At 52.9% G+C, this 2,141-nt stretch carries 2 protein-coding genes; both read right to left on the bottom strand.

From position 1 onward, the window contains the following. Positions 1-357 precede the first annotated feature (357 nt). Positions 358-981 carry a hypothetical protein gene (locus BCL79_RS20010; RefSeq protein ID WP_147433819.1) on the bottom strand — a complete coding sequence of 208 codons (624 nt, stop codon included), beginning with the start codon at positions 979-981 and terminating at the stop codon, positions 358-360. Continuing rightward, on the bottom strand, positions 978-2,141 hold a 1,164-nt coding region (locus tag BCL79_RS20180; protein WP_220668883.1), incomplete at its 5' end, for a DUF6862 domain-containing protein. The genes BCL79_RS20180 and BCL79_RS20010, both read right to left, overlap by 4 nt.

Below are 2,141 nucleotides of genomic sequence, written 5' to 3'. Positions count from 1 at the left end.
GTGAGCGTGGTGTTCTGCCAGGTGGTGCTGTTCGCGTTGGACTTGCTGCTGCCCACGCTCGCTTCAGCGTAGACATAGAAGGCAGCCTGCGCGCCTACCGCCGACACCCACGCCCTGCGCCACGTGGATGCCACCGCTGGTGCTGGTCAGGTTGAGGTTCCCACCTGCCAAAAGGGTAAGGTCCTGCGAGACCACACTGCTGCAGTCGGCACTGCCCTTGGCGGTCTTGAAGCCGATACCGGCCTCGGCATTGAACAGTGCGTCGTCGGAATTAGTCACCATTCTTATCCAGACGGCGACAGACAACGGCGGCAGCGGCAGCGGCAGCACCTAACCAACTATAAAGCTATCTCGGGATCAACGAGAAAGTTGATTAATATACAGGGCATCTTCGACCAGAACGCAGCGCCCACCATTGCTCCAAAGCTCAAAGTACGCGGATAGGTCAATATCAAGGTTAATTAGCGGACTAGCCATATACCACGCAATATAATAATCCGCCGAAAGACCGTAGAATGCCTCAAGCAACGCATAGACAATTTCCGAATCTGAAACGAGATTTTCCAATACAGAATCAGAAATAAGATCGAAGAACCAGACATTCGGATTGTCTTTCGATAGAGCAACCTTCAGAACTTCTTCGCCAACTAACTCAATGGATGCGTGACGGCAAACCTCTGCAATCTCCTCATCACCCAATATAGTTGAGGAACGCTCTATTTCACTCAACCAGCGATGCCCTATTTTTAGCAAAGACTGCTTGTCTGCCACCACTTTAGGAAGCAGGTAAGTGGAGAGATTTCCACTGGACAGTACCGTTCTTGCGATCTCCAGGAGCGCGCCGGAATGCGGAAGATAGCTGAATATCACCGCGAGCTCCTCGTCGCTATTGTGACTTTTCAGCAATCCCAGAAAATGAGATTTATCGAAGAATGCATCGCCGCGACAGTAGGCAGACCAATCCTCTAGAAGAGTTGTCACCTCCTTACCCCCGAAGTTGGCAGCTCAGGAAGCAGATGCGGTTCGATTTTCCATTTGTCTCGCAACAGCATGACTCCTCGATTGAAATCTTCCAAAGACTTACTCCCATCAATGACGGCCTTCAACTCATTATGAAATGTGGTTGAACTATCCCTACCATGCCCGCCTTTGACGCCAGTGTAAGGATTGACCCAATCCAACTCCGAAGTTTTAGTTCTAAATCGCTGAATTTCATCCATTGAGACGCCCCATTCCTTGAACTCCGGTGCTCTACAGACCATGCACCACTCATGTAACTGGCCTGGATAGCGAATTCTAGTCTCGATAGACGTCCGTACTTCCTTATTCTGCCACAGGAGGTTTAGCTCTTCTGAACTGAGGTTGTCAAACCACTTGTTAAATTCGCCGCCTCGGGTGCCTGGCACCTTTCCATTCGGGAGGAGCTGTTCCATTGACCTAGCGGCTGGAGCGGCGCTGTCTCGAACCGCAGTCCTCGCCGCTTGCTCAACCAATACCTCAGCGGTCTCAGCAATGAGCGGCTTGCCCACCGCCCTTGCACTGGCCGTTCCTCCCCCAATCATTGCCGTCGCAATGTCTACGACCGTCAGGAACCGGGCATCCCAAGCTTCTACACCTACAACTTCCTTGCCATTAGCAGGATTGGTTCCTGTCCATCCACCCACAGACTGGCCAAGAGAATCCATGATGCTCGCGATGACCGCTGCGTTCGTTCCGCTGCCAGGTATGATTCCATTCATTGTCTCGGCATTTTCGGAAATAGCGTCCCGGAGTTGCCAGATCACTCCCTTGTAGGTTGCCTGGACATTTTTCCCCAAGAAGCGCGCGTCGTAGAAATCAACGCCTTGCTTTTCCCAATAGCGCGCATCAACTGCCGCCATTACCTTGGGGGTGATCTCATATCCGCTTGCAATCAAAGCCTCACGTGCCGCATTGATGTAGTCAGCCCGCTCTGTGTCCCGCTGTTTTGATAGCGCTTCCAATCGTTCCATGGTCGCGCAACTGTCGCCGCCGGCCGGAGAACAGTTCTTCTTGGCCTTCTCGTACTGCTCCCATTCGCCTTGGCTTAGCCAGTTGTGCTCAACCGAGTTGCCCGCAATACCGGTGCCAAGCGCCGCCTCCGCAACGCCGTTGCCAATCCC

Source organism: Stenotrophomonas rhizophila (assembly GCF_003651185.1).
GTDB classification, from domain to species: Bacteria; Pseudomonadota; Gammaproteobacteria; order Xanthomonadales; family Xanthomonadaceae; genus Stenotrophomonas; species Stenotrophomonas maltophilia_Z.
This window is presented reverse-complemented; position numbering and strand designations above follow the sequence as displayed.